Source organism: Litorihabitans aurantiacus, from assembly GCF_030161595.1.
In the GTDB taxonomy this organism is placed as follows: Bacteria; Actinomycetota; Actinomycetes; order Actinomycetales; family Beutenbergiaceae; genus Litorihabitans; species Litorihabitans aurantiacus.
Map to the genome: position 1 here is coordinate 2,201,111 of NZ_BSUM01000001.1, position 15,484 is coordinate 2,216,594.

Genomic DNA, 15,484 nt, shown 5'->3' on the forward strand with positions numbered 1-15,484 from the left:
TCGGGAAGGGTCGGGTCGGTGTGGGACGGGGACGCCGGGCGCGTCGCGTCAGGAGGACTGGCCGGACTGGCCGGACGCGCCCGCCGCCGGTCGCTGCCCCACTGCGAGGTCGTCGGGGCCGAACGCCCCGGGCAGCACCTGCGACATCGGCACGACGCCGGCCCACGCGGTGTCCACCAGCAGGTCCGGTCCGCCGTGCTCCCACAGGAGCTGGCGGCACCGCCCGCACGGCGCGAGCGTCTCCCCGCGCGAGTCGACGCACGTGAAGGCCACGAGGCGACCGCCGCCGCCCACCACCAGCGCGGACACGAGCGAGCACTCCGCGCAGAGCGTCACGCCGTACGCGGCGTTCTCCACGTTGCAGCCGACGACGACGCGGCCGTCCTCGACCAGCGCGGCGGCGCCCACGGGGTAGCGCGAGTAGGGGACGTAGGCGCGCCCCATGACCTCGCGCGCGGCTGCGCGCAGCGCCTCCCAGTCGACCTCGTGCTCCGTCGGCTGATCCACGGGCGCGCTCACTTCACGTAGGGCACGCCCTCGGCCGCGGGTGCGCGCACCCGGCCGGCGAAACCGGCGACGGCGAGGATCGTGACGACGTAGGGCAGCATCAGCAGGAACTGCGGCGGGATGGGCACCTGGAGCTGCTGGATGAAGAGGCCGAGCTGCTTCGAGAGGCCGAACAGCAGCGCGGCGACGACGGCGCCCTTCGGGCTCCAGCGTCCGAGGATCATGGCGGCCAGCGCGATGAAGCCGTTGCCCGCCGTCATGTCCTTGCCGAACGCGAGGCCGGAGGCCACCGTGAAGAACGCACCACCGAGGCCGGCGACGGCGCCACCGAGCAGGGTGTTGCGCCAGCGGGTGCGGTTGACGTCGATGCCGACGGTGTCGGCCGCCTTCGGGTGCTCCCCCACGGCGCGCAGCCGCAGGCCCCAGCGGCTGCGGAAGATCATCACCTGGAGCACGATCACGATCGCGTACATCAGGTAGACGAGCACGTTCTGCCGGAACAGCACCGGTCCCAGCACGGGGATCTCCGACAGCAGCGGGATCGGCAGCACCGGCAGGCCGAGGCGCCCGTTGAGGTTCGGGTTGTCCGCGAGCACCGTGGAGAACAGGAAGCTCGTCAGACCGACGACCAGCACGTTCAGCACGACACCGACGATGATCTGGTTGACCTGGTAGCGGATCGAGAAGAACGCCAGCAGCGCCCCCACACCGACGCCGGCGATCGGTGCCGCGATCAGGCCCGCGTACGAGCTCCCGGCCATCGACGCGACGACGGCGGCCGCGAACGCCCCCGCCAGCAGCTGCCCCTCGATGGCGATGTTCACGATGCCGACCCGCTCGCACAGGACGCCCGAGAGCGCACCGAACACGAGCGGGGTCGCGAGGAACAGCGCACCGGCCAGCAGACCGGCGACGGGCACGACCTGGTCCTTGCCCGCGCTCAGCATCAGCAGGAGGACGACGAAGGCGAGCGCCCCGGCGGTCGTGACCACCCAGGTCGGGATCGCGCGCGAGCGCTGCGCCAGCGAGAACCCGTAGCCCGCGAGCGCCGCGACCAGGATCGTCAGGACGACCGCGCCGACCCGCCCCGGGATGGTCATCACGGGGATCTGCAGCGCGTCGGCCGAGGTGGAGATGCGGATCTGGCTGTCGCCCGACGGCGTCAGCACGGCCAGGAGGACGGCGAGGGCCGCGACGGCCACCAGCACCCAGGCGGTGCGCCGCACCTCCTTGGGGGCGATGCCGGGCGCCGCGGTGGCGGGGGTCGCGCTCTCGATGACGACGCTGCTCATGCCTGCGCTCCTGCCGTGACGACTCGGTCGCGGCGCCGCGGCCGACGGGTGCGCTCACCCGGTTTCGGCAGGCGCCAGATGGTGCGGACCAGCGGCGGGGCCGCGATGAACAGCACGATGAAGGACTGGAGCACCAGGACGAGGTCGAGCGGGGTCCCGGTGCGGGTCTGCATGAGGCGGCCGCCGGCGGCGAGGGCGCCGAACAGGATGCCGGCCAGCACCGTGCCGAGCGGCTTGCTGCGTCCCAGCAGCGCCACGGTGATCGCGTCGAAGCCGATCGACCCGGCCACGGACGCCGTCAGGAAGCCCTCCGTGCCGAGCACCTGGCTCGCACCGGCGAGGCCGGCGAGGCCACCCGCGATCGCCATGGCCAGCACGGTCATCGCGCCGACGGAGATGCCGGCCGTCCGGGCGGCCCGCGCGTTGGATCCCACCGCGCGGAGCTTGAAGCCGAGCGTCGAGCGCTCCATCAGCCACCACACGCCGAGCGCGAGCACGAGGGCCAGCACGAAGCCGAGGTGGAGGCGGAACGGGTCGGGCAGCAGCCCGGGCAGGCGCGAGTTGTCGCCCACCGGCTTGGAGACGCCGGGGGTGCGGCTCGCGAAGAGCTGCGTCGTGACGACCCAGAGCACGAGGTAGGCGGCGACGTTGTTGAGCATGATCGTGACGATCACCTCGTGCGCGCCGGTGCGGGCCTTGAGCACACCGGCGATCGCGGCCCAGAACGCCCCGCCGACGGCGCCGCCGACCAGCGCCAGCAGCAGGTGGATGACGGGCGGCAGGTCGAGCCCGAACCCGATCCAGGCGGCCAGCACGGCCCCGAGGATGACCTGGCCCTGACCACCGATGTTGAACAGCCCGGCGCGGAAGGCGAGCCCGACCGAGAGCCCGGCGAGGATCAGCGGCGTCGCGATCGTCAGGGTCTCGGTGATCGGGCGGATCGCGCGCGTGAAGTTCGCGGCCTGGGCGTCGTAGACCGCGCCCTGGAAGAGCGCGAGGTAGGCCTGCGAGGCGGCCTCCCACGCGGCGGCGAAGGTGCTGCTCGGCCGCGCGAAGAAGTAGCCGGCGGCCTCCTGGACAGCGGGGTCGGTGACGACGATGAGGACACCGCCGAGCAGGACGGCCAGCACGATCGCGAGCAACGTCAGCACCCACGAGGTCGCCATGACCTCGCGCACGTAGCGGCGACCGAAGCTCTCGGGCGGCGTGGGACGCCCGGCGTCTGCGGTCACCTCCGCGTCGGCGGCCGAGGCGGGCTCGACCGGCTCGAGCGGGTCCTGCGCCGGGGTCGGGCCGAGTGGTTCCTTCGGCGTGCTCATCGCTTCTCCTGCCTCGCGTCGGACGCTGGTGCGTCGGTCACGCCGTCGTCGACCACCGCTGCCTCGGCCTCGAGGTCGGCCTCGCCCAGCACGGTGTGGTGCTCGGCCGCGCGCTCCCGCGCCTCCTCCGGTCCGATTCCGGTCATCATCAGCCCCAGCACGTCGCGGCTCTCACCGCCGGGCACGATGCCGACGAGCTGACCGCCGCACATGACGGCGATGCGGTCGCCGAGCGCGAGCACCTCGTCGAGCTCGGTCGACACGATGACGACGGCGGCGCCCTTGTCCCGCTCGGAGACGATGCGGTCGTGCAGGAACTCGATCGAGCCGACGTCGACGCCGCGCGTCGGCTGCGACGCGACCAGGAGCGACAGGGGGCGCGAGAGCTCGCGCGCGAGCACGACCTTCTGCTGGTTGCCGCCCGACAGCGTGCCGACGGCGCGGTCCACCGACGTCGTGCGGACGTCGAACTCCGCCACCCGCTCGGTGGCGTTGCGGCGCAGGTAGCGCATGTCGAGCGCGCCGCCGCGCGAGACGGGCGCGGCCCCCGTGCGGTCGAGCACGAGGTTCTCCACGATGCTGAACTCGCCGACCACGCCGTCGGTCGAGCGGTCCTCGGGGACGTAGGCGAGCCCGGCGTCGAGCCGCTCGCGCACCCCCTTGCCCTCCAGCGGCGTGCCGTGCAGCAGGATCGAGCCGGCCGCGGGCTTCTGCAGCCCGAGGATCGCCTCGGCGAGCTCCGTCTGGCCGTTGCCCTGCACCCCGGCGACGGCGAGGATCTCGCCCGAGGCGACGGTGAGCGTGACGTCGTCGACCACGGGCACGCCGTGGGAGTCGCGCACCGTCAGCCCCGCGACCTCGAGCACGGCCTCACCGGGCGTCGCCTCGGACCGGGCGACGCCGAGGCTCACGCTGCGCCCGACCATGAGCGAGGCGAGCTCGGTCTCGGTGGCCTGCGGCGAGGCGGTGCCGACGACCTTGCCGAGTCGGATGATCGTGATGGTGTCGGCGACGGCGCGGATCTCGCGCAGCTTGTGCGTGATGAACAGGATCGAGGTGCCCGCGTCGCGCAGGCGGCCCATGATCTCGATCAGCTCGTCGGTCTCCTGCGGCGTGAGCACGGCGGTGGGCTCGTCGAGGATGAGGAGCTGGGCGTTGCGCGAGAGCGCCTTGACGATCTCGACGCGCTGCTGGACGCCGACCGGGAGGTCCTCCACGAGCGCGTCCGGGTCGATCTCGAAGCCGAGCATCCGCGAGGTCTCGCGGACGATCTCCCTGGCCCGCTTCAGGTCGATCAGGCCCTTGCCGACCGGCTCCTGACCGAGGACGACGTTCTCGGCCACCGTGAAGACGGGCACGAGCATGAAGTGCTGGTGGACCATGCCGATGCCCGCGCGCATGGCGTCGCCGGGACCCTCGAACACGGTGGGTTCGCCGTCGACGACGATCTCGCCCTCCTCGGGCGTGTACAGGCCGTAGAGCGTGTTCATCAGCGTGCTCTTGCCTGCGCCGTTCTCACCGAGGATCGCGTGGATCTCCCCCGGCTCGACGACCATGTCGATGCGGTCGTTCGCCGTGAACGAGCCGAATCGCTTCGTGATGCCTCGCAGCTCGAGCCGCATCGACGGGCCTTCCTGACGTCGCTGGACGCTCACCGCGGGACGGTCGCGGTGGGCGTGGTCGATGGTGCCACACGGCACCGATGGCAAAGCGCGGCGGGGCGGGCCGACCGGCCCGCCCCGCCGCACCTGCTCACAGGATCACGGGGCGTTGACGCTCTCGATCACCAGGTCACCGGCGACGATCTGCGCGGTGTAGTCCTCCACCATGTCCTTCAGCTCCTGCGGGACCGTGGCGTCGAAGTCGTGGTACGGCGCGATACCGACGCCACCGTTCTCCAGCGTGCCGACGTACGGCTCGGCGCTGAAGTCGCCGGCAGCGGCCTCGGAGACGGAGTCGAACACGGCCTGGCCGATCTCCTTCATCACCGAGGTGACGATGATGTCGCCGAAGTCGGTCGAGTTGAACCCGTCGGAGTCCACCCACACCAGCGTGCCGCCGCCACCCTGCACCGCGGTGGCGGCACCGAGGCCGACCGGGCCGGCGACGGGCATGACGACGTCGGCGCCCTGGTCGAGGAAGCCCTGCGCCGTCGTGGTGCCGTTGGCCTGGTTCTCGAAGTCACCGGTGAAGGAACCCGTCTGGGCCTCCTTGTCCCAGCCGAGGAGACGCACCGAGGCGCCCATGTCCTCGTTGTACTTCTCGACGCCGTCGGCGAAGCCGTCCATGAAGATCTGCACGGACGGGATCGGCAGGCCGCCGAAGGTGCCGACGGTGCCGGACTCGCTCGTGCCCGCGGCGACGTAGCCGGCCAGGAACGCGGCCTCGGCCGTGTTGAACAGCAGCGGCTTGACGTTGTCCATCTCCTCGGCGGGAGCGGCGTCGATCAGGCCGAACATGATGTCGGGGTTGGCCTCGGCGGCCGAGGAGATGGCCGGCTCGAGCAGGAAGCCGACGCCGATGATGTAGCTGCAGCCGTCGGTGATGAGGCTGTCGATGTTCGGCCCGTAGTCGGCGTCCGAGGTGGACTCGATCTCGGTGGTCTCGATGCCGAGCTCGTCGGCGGCCATGTCCATGCCCTCCTTGCCGGACTGGTTGAACGACTGGTCGTCGTAACCACCCTGGTCGGAGACCATGCAGGCCTTGAAGTCCGCGTTCTCGGCGGGCTCGGACGTCTCCGAGGTGCCCTCCGACGCGCTGCCGGACTCGCCCGACGTCGGCTCGTCGGTCGGGGTCCCGCAGGCGGCCAGCGTGAGCGCCACGGCAGCGGCTCCGGCCACCGCGATGATCGACTTCTTCACATCCACTCCTCGAGTGTCTTGGTCGTCGCGCTCCGCGTGCGACGTGATCCTGGGTCACCGCGGTCTGCCCGTCCGCAGGTGTGGCGCCCCGTGGGCGACCTGCGCACACGATAGGTGCCGAATGTGTCCGGGGTGTCACGGATCGAGACGATCTCCGGCAATCGTGACCGAACCGTTTCCTTGTGCCTCGGGGCACCTCGGGCGGCCGCCGAGGGGTGCTCCCGGGTGGGCCTACGGCCGGACGGTCGGGGCCGGCGCCAGCCCCGCGACGAGCGCGGTCCGGGCGAGCACGCCCGCGCCGATCCCCACCGCACGCTCGTCGACGACGAGGTCGGCGCGGTGCAGGTCGGTCATCGGCGCACCCGGGGAACGCACGCCCAGGCGGACCATGGCCCCGGGCACGCGGCGCAGGTACCAGCCGAAGTCCTCGCCGCCGAGCGACTGCTCGGTGAGGTGCACGCCGTCCTCCCCCACGACGTCGCGCGCCGCCTCCTCGATGTGCGCGACGCAGCCCTCCTCGTTGACCGTCGGCGGCACACCGCGCACGTGGTCGACCTCGACCTCGACGCCGTAGGGCGCCACGATCTGCTCGATCGCACGGTCGAGCACGTCACCGGCGCGCTCCCACGCCGCGACGTCGAGCACCCGCAGCGTGCCCAGCAGCGTGCCGGAGGTCGGGATCGCGTTGGAGGCGCTGCCCGCCTGCACGGAGCCCCAGGTGAGGTTGACGCCGGCGCGCGGGTCCATGCGCCGCCCGAGCACGCCGGAGGCCTGCGCGATCACCTGACCGAGCGCGTACACGACGTCGCCGGTCATGTGCGGGCGGGAGGTGTGCCCGCCGTGCGAGCGCAGGGTGACGCGAATCGGGTCGGAGGCCGACGTGATGGACCCGATGCGCGAACCGATCGTCCCGACCTCGATCTTGGGGTCGCAGTGCAGCGCGTACATCTGCTCCACACCCTCGAGCACGCCCTGCTCCAGGAACGCGTCGGCGCCGCCGGGCTGGACCTCCTCGGCGGGCTGGAACACGAGCCGCACGCCGACCGGCAGCTCGCCGCGGGCCGCGAGGTCCGCCAGCGCCAGGCCGGCTCCCAGCACGCTCGCCGTGTGCACGTCGTGCCCGCACGCGTGGGACAGGCCCGGGACCTGCGAGGCCCACGGCAGGCCGGTCTCCTCGGGGATCGGGAGCGCGTCGAGGTCGGCGCGCAGGCCGATCAGGCGCCGCGCGGGGTCGTGCCCGGCGGACGAGGCGGGGATGTCGCACACCACACCGGTCGCGCCCACGCGGCGCGGGGTCAGCCCCGCCCGCTCCAGCTCGGTGCGCACGAGCGCGCTCGTGCGGTGCTCGGTCCAGGCGATCTCGGGGTGGCGGTGGATCTCGCGGCGGAGGTCGCGCAGGCGTTCGCCGTGCTCGGCCAGGACGGTGTCGAGACGGTCGAGGACGGCGCGGGCGGGGGTGGGCACGGCACCCGACCCTACCGTCGCGGGCGCTCCGGCCCCCGAAACCGCCGGTCGCCGCGGTCGCCCGGTCCGCCCCGCTACGTCAGGTCGTCACGACCCCGCGCCTTCAGCACGTCGACCGCGGCCTTCACCTGCTGGGCGTGCGCGGCGTCCGTCACCAGGAGCGCGTCGGGGGTGAGCACCACGACGGCGTCGGGCACCCCGACGACGGCGACGGCGACGCCGACCCCGCCGGCCGTGCTCACCAGCGCCCCGGGCGAGTCGACGGTCACGACGGCGGGCGCCTCTGTCCCCGCGCCGAGCGCGAGCCGCGTCCCGTCGTCGCCGGCGGGCAGCAGCTCGGCGAGCGATGCCCAGTCGCCGACGTCGTCCCACGTGAAGGACCCGGGCACGACGGCGACCCCGCCGGTCGCCGCCACGGGCTCGGCGATGGCGTGGTCGATCGCGATGCGGGTCAGGGTCGGCCACACGCGCTCCAGCACCTCCTGCCGCGACGGCGTCTCCCACGCCCGCGCGATCTCCGCCAGTCCCGCGGCGAGCGGCGGCTGCAGCCGCTCGAGGTGCCCGAGCAGCACGTCGGTGCGCGCCACGAACATGCCGGCGTTCCACGCGACGTCCCCGCGCGCCAGGTACTCCGCGGCGGTCTCGGCGTCGGGCTTCTCCACGAACTGCGCGACCACGCGCGCGACCGGTCCGCCCTCCTCGGGGGCGAGCGGCGCACCGGCGTGCACGTACCCGAACGCGGTCGACGGCGCGGTCGGCGTGATCCCGATCGTCGCGACGTACCCCGCGCGCGCCGCCACGGCCGCGTGCCGCACCGCCGCGTGGAACCCCTCGACCTCGGGCACGACGTGGTCGGCGGCGAAGGAGGCGACGAGCACGTCGCCGTGACGCTCGCGCAGGATGGCGGCGGCCAGGCCGATGGCGGCCATCGAGTCGCGCGGCGACGGTTCGGCGAGGACCTGGTCCGCGCCGAGCTCGGGCAGCTGGTCGACGACGGCCCCGGCGTGGACGGCACCCGTGACCACGACGACGCGCTCCGCGCCCGTGAGCGGGAGGAGACGGTCGAGGGTGCCCTGCAGCAGCGTGCGGCCGCTCCCGAGGAGGTCGAGGAGGAACTTGGGACGGGACCGACGTGACAACGGCCACAACCGGGTGCCGGCGCCACCGGCCGGGACGATCGCGTACAGGTCCTCGATGGGCGTCATGGCCCGACCCTAGGGCCCCCCGGCGGGCGGGCGCGGCACCCCGGCCGCGCGTCCCGCCGACCGGGGAGCGCACCGGCGGCGCGCGAGGTGGCGAACTGTCATTACAGTAGGTCTCGCAGACCCGCCACTCGTCAGGAGGCCAAGCACCGTGGCCAGCGCCCCCACCGTCCCGCCGACCCAGGCCTCGCCGCCGCCACCCCGCAGCAGCGGGCGCGGCCGGAAAAGGGTCTCGGCACCCTCTACCGCGGCACCGAGGGCATGTGGTCCTGGGTCCTGCACCGCGTGACCGGCATGCTGCTGTTCCTCTTCCTCCTGGTCCACGTGCTCGACACGGCGCTGGTGCGCGTGTCGCCCGAGGTCTACAACGAGGTCATCGGCACCTACAAGACCCCGATCATGGGGCTCGGCGAGGTCGGCCTCGTGGCCGCCGTCCTGTTCCACGCGCTGAACGGCATCCGCATCATCCTGGTCGACTTCACCGCCCGGGGTCCGCGCTACCAGCGCGTGATGCTGTGGATCGTCATCGGCCTGACGGTCGCGGCGCTCGCCGGCTTCCTCCCCCGCCACCTCTCCAACGTCTTCGGGGCCCACTGATGACCGGCACGATCTCCGACGTCGCCTCCCCCGCGCGAAGCGCTCCGACGCCCTGCGCGGTGGGATCAACACCGAGCTCTACGCGTGGCTGTTCATGCGCGTGTCCGGCGTGATCCTCGTGGTCCTGATCTTCGGCCACCTCTTCGTCAACCTCATGGTCGGCGAGGGGGTCGCGGCCATCGACTTCGCCTTCGTCGCCGGGAAGTGGTCCACGCCGTTCTGGCAGATCTGGGACCTGCTGATGCTGTGGCTCGCCATGATCCACGGCACGAACGGCGTGCGCACGATCATCAACGACTACGCCGAGCGCGACGCCACGCGCATCGTGCTGAAGGCGCTGCTCTACATCGCCTTCGTCGTCACCGTGGTCATGGGCACCCTCGTCATCTTCACCTTCGAGCCGTGCCCGGCCGGATCCCCCGCGGACCTGCTGCCCTCGATCTGCTCCGCCTGACGCCGACCCCGACCCCGGCGCTCTCGCCCACCACCGCACGGGCGCCGTCACGCCCGCTCCCTCCCACCCGCAGAAGGAAGTACACGTGCAGACGCACACCTACGACGTCGTGATCGTCGGCGCCGGCGGCGCCGGGATGCGCGCCGCCCTGGAGGCCTCCGGTCGGGCCCGCACCGCCGTCGTCTCCAAGCTCTACCCCACCCGCTCCCACACCGGTGCGGCGCAGGGCGGCATGTGCGCCGCGCTGGCGAACGTGGAGGAGGACAACTGGGAGTGGCACACGTTCGACACCGTCAAGGGTGGGGACTACCTGGTCGACCAGGACGCCGCCGAGGTGATGGCGAAGGAGGCGATCGACGCCGTCCTCGACCTCGAGCGGATGGGTCTGCCGTTCAACCGCACGCCCGAGGGCAAGATCGACCAGCGCCGCTTCGGCGGTCACACGCGCAACCACGGCGAGGCGCCCGTGCGCCGCTCGTGCTACGCGGCCGACCGCACCGGCCACATGATCCTGCAGACCCTGTACCAGCAGTGCGTGAAGCAGGACGTGGAGTTCTTCAACGAGTTCTACGTCTTCGACGTGATCCTCACGGGTGACCCGGCCACGGACCCCGACGTCCGGGCGGCGGGCGTGGTGGCCTACGAGCTGGCCACGGGCGAGATCCACGTGATCCGCGCGAAGTCGATCGTGTTCGCCACCGGTGGTGCCGGGAAGGTCTACAAGACCACCTCGAACGCGCACACCCTCACGGGCGACGGCATGGCCGTCGCGTACCGCCGGGGCATCCCGCTGGAGGACATGGAGTTCTTCCAGTTCCACCCGACGGGCCTCGCCGGCCTCGGCATCCTCCTGTCCGAGGCCGCCCGCGGTGAGGGCGGCATCCTGCGCAACGCCTCCGGCGAGCGCTTCATGGAGCGCTACGCCCCCACGATCAAGGACCTCGCGCCGCGCGACATCGTCGCCCGCTCGATGGCCAACGAGGTCCGCGAGGGCCGCGGCGCCGGCCCGAACAAGGACTACGTCCTGCTCGACCTGACGCACCTCGAGCCGGCGCACATCGACGCGAAGCTGCCCGACATCACGGAGTTCGCCCGCACCTACCTCGGCGTCGAGCCCTACACCGAGCCGGTGCCCGTCTACCCGACGGCGCACTACGCGATGGGCGGCATCCCGACCAACATCAGCACCCAGGTGCTGCGCAACAACGACGACGTCGTGCCCGGCCTGTTCGCCGCGGGCGAGGTCGCGTGCGTCTCGGTGCACGGGTCCAACCGCCTCGGCACGAACTCGCTGCTCGACATCAACGTCTTCGGCAAGCGCGCGGGTGTCGCGGCCGCCGAGTACGCGGCCACGGCCGAGCTCGTGGAGCTGCCGGAGGCGCCGCACGCGGACATCGAGGCCGAGCTCGTGCGGATCCGCGCCGGCGCCGGCACCGAGAGCGTGGCGGCGATCCGCAAGGACCTGCAGGACTCGATGGACCTCAATGCTCAGGTCTTCCGCACCGAGGACTCCCTCAAGCAGGCCCTCGTGGACATCAACGCGCTGCGCGAGCGCTACGCCGCGGTGGGCGTCTCCGACCGCGGCACGTCCTACAACACGGAGCTCGTCGAGGCGATCGAGCTCGGGTTCCTCATCGACCTGGCCGAGGTCGTGGTCGTCGGCGCGCTGGCGCGCAAGGAGTCGCGCGGCGGTCACTTCCGCGAGGACTTCCCCGACCGCGACGACGCCGAGTTCATGCTCCACACGATGGCCTACCCCACGCCGGCCGGCGAGGGCGTGGCCGAGTCCACCGTGCGGCTCGACTACAAGCCCGTGGTCGTCACGCGCTACCAGCCGATGGAGAGGAAGTACTGATGACCGCTCTGGCTGACGCCGAGACGAACGCAGGGACGGACGAGTCCGCCTCCGGCATGGGTGAGATCCCCTCGTTCGAGGTCACGATGCGCCTGGAGCGCTTCGATCCGGACGTGGAGTCGCCCCAGGCCCGGTGGGAGGACTTCACCCTCACGATGCACGGCACCGACCGGGTGCTGGACGCGCTGCACAAGATCAAGTGGGACCACGACGGTTCGCTGGCCTTCCGCCGCTCGTGCGCCCACGGCATCTGCGGCAGCGACGCGATGCGCATCAACGGCAAGAACCGGCTGGCGTGCAAGACGCTGCTCAAGGACCTGGACACGTCCAAGCCGATCACGGTCGAGCCCATCAAGGGCCTGCCGGTGAAGAAGGACCTGATCGTCGACATGGAGCCGTTCTTCGCCTCCTACCGCGAGGTCATGCCCTTCCTCATCACCAGCGGCAACCAGCCGAGCGCCGAGCGGCTGCAGTCGGCCGAGCAGCGCGCGCGGTTCGACGACACGACCAAGTGCATCCTGTGCGCCGCGTGCACCACGTCGTGCCCCGTGTTCTGGACCGACGGGCAGTACTTCGGCCCCGCCGCGATCGTCAACGCGCACCGCTTCATCTTCGACAGCCGCGACGAGGGCGGTACGCAGCGCCTGCAGATCCTCAACGACAAGGAGGGCGTGTGGCGCTGCCGCACGACCTTCAACTGCTCCGAGGCCTGCCCCCGCGGCATCGAGGTCACCAAGGCGATCGCCGAGGTCAAGCGCGCGATCGTGACGCGCACCTTCTGACACGGCTCACCCCGCAACACCGCGACGACGACGCCGCCCGCCTCCTCGAGGCGGGCGGCGTCGTCGTCCCGGGTGCAGCTCCCGGCGTCAGTCGTGCTCGGACGCCGCGCGGCGCACGTCGCGGGCCGCGCGGCGCGCGCGCCGGTCGGCGAGACGTCGCTCGAGCCACGAGCCCTCGGCGCGGCTCGCGTCCAGGGCCGCGGCGAGCTCCTCGGTGTGGACGCGCCGCTGCTCCGCGGCCGCCTCCCGCTCCGCGCGGCCGGCCTCGGACGCCAGCACCACGCCGGTGCGCGGATCGAAGTCCCAGTCGAGGGTGCGGGGCACCGACAGCGTCACGAAGTTGGGCTTCTCGGTCGCGTGCAGCGCCGCGGGCGCAGGGGCGTCGGCCGACGGCGAGGGCGGGTTGGCCGTCCAGGCCGCCACGTAGAGCGTGAGGCGCGCCACCAGGTTCACCCAGAGCAGCAGCGTCACGACGGCGACGGCAGCCCCGAGGATCGGGTTGTCACCCGCCACGCTCACGAGCGACGTGCCGAGCACGCGGATGACGCCGGCGCCGAGCGCACCGACGGCGGCACCGCGCCACAGGTCGCGGCGCGGGGGTCGCGCACCGCCCACGACCCGCAGGAGGGCGACGAAGACGACGAGGTCGACGCCGAAGGCGCACAGGAGGCCGAGCGCGCGCACGAGGAGAGCGCCGACGGTCGAGTCCAGACCGAGGAGGTCGGTGAGGGCGCTGCCGGCGGCGCCGGAGGCGATCCCGAGAGCCGCGGTGAGCACCACGGAGATGGCGAGCAGCACGAAGCCCGCGAGGTCGCGCAGCTTCACGACGACGGCGTTGCCGGCCGGCGCTGCCAGGCCGAACATGGCGCGGATCGAGCCCGACAGCGCGCCCATCACCGCGAGCGCCGACAGCAGGAGCGTCACCGCCGCGACGATGCTGGTGATCGACACACCCGTGGTGATCACGAGCGAGTCGGGGCTCACCAGCCCCGGGGCGTCCGGGGCGTCACCGGTCTTCACGATGCCGGGCAGCGCGTCGTCGACCGCCTCGATGACGGCGTCGCGCAGCTCGTCGTTGTTCCCGATGATCCGCAGGCCGATGGTGAAGGCGATGGTGAGCGCCGCGAAGACGGAGAACAACGCCGCGTAGGCGATGCCGCCCGCGAGCTGCGCCCCGCGCGCGGCGCCGTAGCGCGCGTTCATGCGGCCGAGTCGCGTGGCCTGCAGCCGCGCGACGACCTCCATCACCCTGGCGAGCGTCCCTGCCACGTCGTTCCTCCCGTTGCCCGCGGCGCACCGGTGCGCGCTGCCCTGCCGACCATCCTCACCCGCGGGAGGCGGCCCCGACCAGGTCGAAGGTGCGGATGGTGTGCCACACGCCGTCGGGACCGCGCTCGTAGAGCACGAACGAGGCGGCCTCGAACACGGCGTGGAAGCGGCTGAGCTCGCGTTCGGCCTCGTCGAGCGCCTCAGGGTCGACGTCGTGCGCCACCGTGACGTGCGGGTGGTAGTCGAACCGCAGCTCGACGCCCAGGGGTCCCCGGCGCGCGGCCCGCTGCAGGGTGTCGCACTGCTCCGAGCCCCGGGCGAGCGCGGCGAAGACGACCTGGGTGGTCGGCCGGAAGGTGCCGGAGCCCGCGAGCTCCACCGTGAAGGGTCCGACGGCGCGGGCGGCCGTGTGCAGCTGCGCCTCGACAGCGCTGAGGTCCCAGGTGGGCAGCACCACGGGCGGCACCAGGGTGATGTGGGGCGGGATGATCTCGCCCTCGGTGGCACCGGCCGCGTCGGCCACGCGCTCGCGCAGGTCGCGCAGCCACTCGCGGTGGGGCGAGGGGATCTCGATCGCCACGCCGACGCTCGTACCGTCGGCGAACGGCGAGCGGAACGAGAGCGTCTGCTCGGGCGTCGCCGGTGCGGCCGGGGCGTGCGACGAGCCCGGTCCGCCCGGTGTCGGCGCGGTCACAGCGCCGCGGCGGCCGCCGTCGCCGGCGTCGCCGGTGTTGTCGCTGCCGGAGGCACGAGCCCCACGGCGTCGTACACGCGCGCGAGCGTCCCGGCCGCGATGGTGCGGGCCCGGTCGGCGCCGTCGGCCAGGATCGCGTCGAGCTCGTCCGGCGCCGCCATCAGCTCGGTGACGCGCTCCCGCAGCGGAGCGAGGGTCTCGACGACGACGTCGGCGACGGCGACCTTGAGGTGGCCGTACATCTTCCCGGCGAACTCCGCCTCGAGGTCGGCCACGGAGGTGCCCGACAGCGCGGAGTGGATCGTGAGGAGGTTGGAGACCCCCGGCTTCGCCTCGCGGTCGAACCGGATGACGGTGTCGGCGTCGGTCACGGCGGACCGGATGCGCTTGGCGATGACCTTCGGGTCGTCGAGCAGCTCGATCAGGCCGCTCGCGTGACCGGACTTGCTCATCTTGGCCGTCGGCTCGGCGAGGTCGTAGATCTTGGCTGTGGCGCGGACGATCGAGGCCTCGGGGACGGTGACGACCTCGCGCCCCACCCGCGTGTTGAGGCGCTGGGCGAGGTCGCGCGCGAGCTCGAGGTGCTGGCGCTGGTCCTCCCCCACCGGGACGAGCGCCGTGTCGTACAGCAGGATGTCGGCGGCCATGAGGATCGGGTAGGTGAACAGCCCCACCGAGGCGCCCTCGCTCCCCTGGCGGGCGGCCTTGTCCTTGAACTGCGTCATGCGCGAGGCCTCGCCGAACCCGGTCAGGCAGGACAGGATCCAGGCGAGCTGGGTGTGCTGGGCCACGTGCGACTGCAGGAACAGCAGCGAGCGCGCGGGATCGACCCCGGCGGCGAGGTACTGCGCGGCGGTGAGGCGGCTCCGGTGTCGGAGCACGGCGGGGTCCGGCGACACGGTCAGCGCGTGGAGGTCGACCACGGAGTAGATGGCGTCGTGGTCCTCCTGCAGCGCGACCCACTGGCGCAGGGCACCGAGGTAGTTCCCGAGGTGGAGGGAGTCGGCGGTCGGCTGCATGGCCGAGAAGACGCGGGGACGGCTCACGCGTGCGGTCATGCACCCCATCTTGGCACCGACCCCGACCGGGCCCCCAACCGAGAGGTCGGCGGGGGGACCCGAACCCCGATGTCCGCATCTGAGCGGGCTCGTGCGCCTGCGTCCGGTTCTGCGCGGATGCGCGCGCGTC

General features: G+C 72.6%; 13 protein-coding genes and 1 pseudogene. 4 read left to right on the forward strand and 10 right to left on the reverse strand.

Going from position 1 to position 15,484, the window contains the following annotated elements:
* Positions 1-48 precede the first annotated feature (48 nt).
* From QQK22_RS10420 to QQK22_RS10450, 7 genes are all read right to left on the reverse strand, one after another.
* A complete protein-coding gene (locus QQK22_RS10420; RefSeq protein WP_284250868.1) occupies positions 49-519 on the reverse strand; it encodes a cytidine deaminase in 471 nt (156 codons plus the stop codon).
* A complete protein-coding gene (locus tag QQK22_RS10425; RefSeq protein WP_284250869.1) occupies positions 516-1,799 on the reverse strand; it encodes an ABC transporter permease in 1,284 nt (427 codons plus the stop codon). Before QQK22_RS10425 ends, QQK22_RS10420 begins: the two co-directional genes overlap by 4 nt.
* Positions 1,796-3,118 (reverse strand): ABC transporter permease, encoded by a 1,323-nt coding sequence (locus tag QQK22_RS10430; protein WP_284250870.1) that lies wholly within the window; start codon positions 3,116-3,118, stop codon positions 1,796-1,798. Before QQK22_RS10430 ends, QQK22_RS10425 begins: the two co-directional genes overlap by 4 nt.
* Positions 3,115-4,740: an ABC transporter ATP-binding protein gene (locus tag QQK22_RS10435; RefSeq protein ID WP_284252679.1), complete on the reverse strand. Its 1,626-nt coding sequence runs from the start codon at positions 4,738-4,740 to the stop codon at positions 3,115-3,117. Before QQK22_RS10435 ends, QQK22_RS10430 begins: the two co-directional genes overlap by 4 nt.
* Positions 4,741-4,878: 138 nt before the next feature.
* Positions 4,879-5,979, reverse strand: coding sequence for a BMP family lipoprotein (locus tag QQK22_RS10440; protein ID WP_284250871.1), 1,101 nt, complete (start codon positions 5,977-5,979; stop codon positions 4,879-4,881).
* A 231-nt stretch (positions 5,980-6,210) separates the two neighbouring features.
* Positions 6,211-7,443, reverse strand: coding sequence for an amidohydrolase (locus QQK22_RS10445; protein WP_348525566.1), 1,233 nt, complete (start codon positions 7,441-7,443; stop codon positions 6,211-6,213).
* Positions 7,444-7,517: 74 nt separating this feature from the next.
* Positions 7,518-8,648, reverse strand: coding sequence for a mannose-1-phosphate guanylyltransferase (locus QQK22_RS10450; RefSeq protein WP_284250873.1), 1,131 nt, complete (start codon positions 8,646-8,648; stop codon positions 7,518-7,520).
* A 258-nt stretch (positions 8,649-8,906) separates the two neighbouring features.
* On the opposite strand from QQK22_RS10450, the gene sdhC reads away from it, so the two are divergent.
* The 4 genes and pseudogenes from sdhC to QQK22_RS10470 all read left to right on the forward strand — a co-directional run bounded on the left by sdhC (position 8,907) and on the right by QQK22_RS10470 (position 12,333).
* The gene (gene sdhC, locus QQK22_RS10455) at positions 8,907-9,242 is read left to right on the forward strand and encodes a succinate dehydrogenase, cytochrome b556 subunit (protein ID WP_284250874.1); all 336 of its coding nucleotides are present in this window, start codon (positions 8,907-8,909) and stop codon (positions 9,240-9,242) included.
* A gap of 22 nt (positions 9,243-9,264) precedes the next feature.
* A pseudogene (gene sdhD / locus QQK22_RS10460) lies at positions 9,265-9,696 on the forward strand (succinate dehydrogenase, hydrophobic membrane anchor protein); the annotation flags it as partial.
* Between the two features lie 85 nt (positions 9,697-9,781).
* The gene (gene sdhA, locus QQK22_RS10465) at positions 9,782-11,551 is read left to right on the forward strand and encodes a succinate dehydrogenase flavoprotein subunit (RefSeq protein WP_284250876.1); all 1,770 of its coding nucleotides are present in this window, start codon (positions 9,782-9,784) and stop codon (positions 11,549-11,551) included.
* Complete coding sequence (locus QQK22_RS10470) at positions 11,551-12,333, forward strand: succinate dehydrogenase iron-sulfur subunit (protein WP_284250877.1); 783 nt, start codon at positions 11,551-11,553, stop codon at positions 12,331-12,333. The genes sdhA and QQK22_RS10470 overlap by 1 nt, the downstream gene beginning before the upstream one ends.
* An 87-nt stretch (positions 12,334-12,420) precedes the next feature.
* On the opposite strand, the gene QQK22_RS10475 is transcribed toward QQK22_RS10470, so the two are convergent.
* The 3 genes from QQK22_RS10475 to trpS are packed head-to-tail and all read right to left on the reverse strand — an operon-like array spanning position 12,421 to position 15,354.
* Positions 12,421-13,602, reverse strand: a complete 1,182-nt coding sequence (locus QQK22_RS10475) for a YihY/virulence factor BrkB family protein (RefSeq protein ID WP_284250878.1) — start codon at positions 13,600-13,602, stop codon at positions 12,421-12,423.
* A gap of 55 nt (positions 13,603-13,657) precedes the next feature.
* The gene (locus QQK22_RS10480; RefSeq protein ID WP_284250879.1) at positions 13,658-14,296 is read right to left on the reverse strand and encodes a 2'-5' RNA ligase family protein; all 639 of its coding nucleotides are present in this window, start codon (positions 14,294-14,296) and stop codon (positions 13,658-13,660) included.
* A complete protein-coding gene (gene trpS / locus QQK22_RS10485) occupies positions 14,293-15,354 on the reverse strand; it encodes a tryptophan--tRNA ligase (protein WP_284250880.1) in 1,062 nt (353 codons plus the stop codon). The genes QQK22_RS10480 and trpS overlap by 4 nt, the downstream gene beginning before the upstream one ends.
* Between the last annotated feature and the right edge of the window lie 130 nt (positions 15,355-15,484).

Coding starts and splice junctions, on each gene's coding strand:
- QQK22_RS10435 (WP_284252679.1), bottom strand. CDS start 4,740: ATGCGGCTCGAGCTGCGAGGCATCACGAAGCGATTCGGCTCGTTCACG.
- QQK22_RS10470 (WP_284250877.1), top strand. CDS start 11,551: ATGACCGCTCTGGCTGACGCCGAGACGAACGCAGGGACGGACGAGTCC.
- QQK22_RS10425 (WP_284250869.1), bottom strand. CDS start 1,799: ATGAGCAGCGTCGTCATCGAGAGCGCGACCCCCGCCACCGCGGCGCCC.
- trpS (WP_284250880.1), bottom strand. CDS start 15,354: ATGACCGCACGCGTGAGCCGTCCCCGCGTCTTCTCGGCCATGCAGCCG.
- QQK22_RS10450 (WP_284250873.1), bottom strand. CDS start 8,648: ATGACGCCCATCGAGGACCTGTACGCGATCGTCCCGGCCGGTGGCGCC.
- sdhC (WP_284250874.1), top strand. CDS start 8,907: ATGTGGTCCTGGGTCCTGCACCGCGTGACCGGCATGCTGCTGTTCCTC.
- QQK22_RS10430 (WP_284250870.1), bottom strand. CDS start 3,118: ATGAGCACGCCGAAGGAACCACTCGGCCCGACCCCGGCGCAGGACCCG.